A 2,194-nucleotide genomic window follows, 5' to 3' on the forward strand; every position below is an offset into this window, starting at 1 on the left:
CTTTGTTACTAGGATTATAATTATCTGTTAATCTACCGCCAATCATTTTAATTTCAACATCATAAAGACCACTAGCATCAAGTATTTTTCTTGCAGCTTGAGCCCCACTAATATTAATTTTTGAATTAATACTACCAAACTTCTCATAGGCAGATGAAATTTTAGCTTGTGCATAAAGTGCAAGTAAAATACCGGGAACTAGATAAATAAAATATTCAAAACCATAATAGTACATAATTATCCTAACCTTTCGTTTTTATCAAAATTGTGACCTAAAAGAAATGATTTTATATCCATCCTTTTTTTGCCAGGAATTTGTAACTCTTCAACAGAAATTGCTCCATCACCTGTTTTAATTATCAATTTTTTATTATTATCTAAAATTGTTCCAGGCTCTTCTATTCCAATGTAGTCATAATTATAAGCTTTAAATATTTTAATAATTTCGTCTTTATATTTAGCTCTAGCTCCATAATAAGGATCAAGCCCTCTAATTAAATTTAAAATTTCCTCACTAGTCTTAGAAAAATCTATATTAAAAGTTGATTTAGTGATTTTTTTTTGCATATGTCATTTTAGAATGGTCTTGTTCCTTGAACTGAATTTTTCCCTTATCTAAATTAATTAAGAAGTCTTCAATCAACTCAGCTCCCATTTTAGCCAAATCATTTTCAAGTTCATAGGCATTTTTATCCTTTATTGCTAGACTTTTTTGCAAGGCTACATCACCGCTATCAAGACCCTCTTCCATTTTCATAATTGAAATACCACTTTCTTCAAAGCCATCAATAATAGCTCTATTAATGGGGGCAGCACCTCTCAAATAAGGTAAAAGTGAAGCGTGAACATTAATACAATAAAGTTTTGGTATTTGAAGAACTTCTTTGCTTAAAATTTGACCATAGGCAACAACAACAAATATATCTGCCTGGACATTTTTTAATTTTTCTATAGATGTTGGTGAATTAATATTTTCAGGTTGAAAAACTTCTATTCCAAGTTTAATGGCTTCTTCCTTTACAGGAGGAGGTAAAAGTTTTTTTCCCCTACCCTTTTTTTTATCAACCTGACTCACTACAAGACTTACATCAGAAATTTCATTTAATTTTTCTAGTGTAGGAATTGCAAAATCAGGTGTTCCCATAAAAACTATTTTCATATTTCTAACTCTTCTAAATTATCGTCTTTTTGAACTATTCTATACATTTTTTCTGCCCTGTCTGTGTATAGTATTCCATCTAAGTGATCAATTTCATGTTGTATAATTCTTGCTAAAAAATCTTCGCAATTTATTTTCTCTTCTTTACCATCAAGAGTATTGTAAGTTACGTCAATATCTGTAGCTCTTTTAACATCCCCTTGTTTTCCTGGGATTGAAAGACAACCTTCTCGACAAACTTCACTACCTTCTTTTCTTGTAATGACCGGATTGATTAAATAAAACCTATGTTGATTTTCTTCATCTCTATCATCAACCACTATAAGCCTTTTTAACATACCTACTTGAGGAGCTGCAAGACCAACTCCATCAGCAGAATCCATTGTTTCAAACATATCATCAACTAAAACCTTTAATCTATCATTGAAATTTTCAACTGTTTTAGATTTTTTTCTTAATATTGTATCTTCATCTGTTCTAATATTTCTAATTGCCAATTTATATCACCTTAAAATTTAATATTTAAATCTATATCCTTTTTATCATTAATCTTACTGATATTTATTACCCTTCTTAATACTTTTAATAACATTTGCTCATCTTGTGGACAAACTTTCAAAGAAAAATGAATTCTATACACATTTTTTATTTTTGGAAGTTTAATAATTTTTGTTGCTTGAACATCTAAATTTCCAATAATTTTTCCAATATTATATAAATATGCATTTGCCCATTTTATAGCTAATTTTTCATAGGTTGATGAAAATTCAAGGTTAATTATTTTAGAAAAAGGAGGATAAAGAAAAGTCCTTCTCTCCTCTAACTCTTCCTTATAAAAACCTTCATATGAATTGTCTGCTGCATACATTATTGCATAATGTTTGGGATTATATGACTGAATAATTACATCTCCTTTTTTATAAGATCTTCCAGCCCTGCCAGAAACTTGTGTAATAAGTTGGAATGTATCCTCGCTTGATTTATAAGAAGATATATATAAAGATATGTCAGAAGCTATTACTCCAACTAAGGTAA

General features: G+C 29.2%; 4 protein-coding genes and 1 pseudogene. All 5 read right to left on the minus strand.

The annotated features are described in order from the left end of the window. On the minus strand, positions 1-235 hold a 235-nt coding region (locus HMPREF9131_RS03370; RefSeq protein ID WP_009345354.1), incomplete at its 3' end, for a zinc metallopeptidase. A gap of 2 nt (positions 236-237) precedes the next feature. Continuing rightward, the gene (locus HMPREF9131_RS08635; protein WP_009345353.1) at positions 238-567 is read right to left on the minus strand and encodes a methionyl-tRNA formyltransferase family protein; all 330 of its coding nucleotides are present in this window, start codon (positions 565-567) and stop codon (positions 238-240) included. Further along, positions 548-1,159 (minus strand): methionyl-tRNA formyltransferase, encoded by a 612-nt coding sequence (gene fmt / locus HMPREF9131_RS03375; protein WP_009345352.1) that lies wholly within the window; start codon positions 1,157-1,159, stop codon positions 548-550. The genes HMPREF9131_RS08635 and fmt overlap by 20 nt, the downstream gene beginning before the upstream one ends. Continuing rightward, positions 1,156-1,656 carry a peptide deformylase gene (def, locus tag HMPREF9131_RS03380; protein WP_009345350.1) on the minus strand — a complete coding sequence of 167 codons (501 nt, stop codon included), beginning with the start codon at positions 1,654-1,656 and terminating at the stop codon, positions 1,156-1,158. Before def ends, fmt begins: the two co-directional genes overlap by 4 nt. Positions 1,657-1,667: 11 nt before the next feature. Continuing rightward, positions 1,668-2,194, minus strand: a pseudogene (locus HMPREF9131_RS03385) (primosomal protein N'); the annotation flags it as partial.

The organism is Peptoniphilus sp. oral taxon 836 str. F0141 (assembly GCF_000179335.1).
Classification (GTDB): domain Bacteria; phylum Bacillota; class Clostridia; order Tissierellales; family Peptoniphilaceae; genus Peptoniphilus_A; species Peptoniphilus_A lacrimalis.

What these genes read in the sequence shown, in the direction of transcription:
- HMPREF9131_RS08635 (WP_009345353.1), bottom strand. Translation starts at nt 567, where the DNA reads ATGCAAAAAAAAATCACTAAATCAACTTTTAATATAGATTTTTCTAAG.
- fmt (WP_009345352.1), bottom strand. Translation starts at nt 1,159, where the DNA reads ATGAAAATAGTTTTTATGGGAACACCTGATTTTGCAATTCCTACACTA.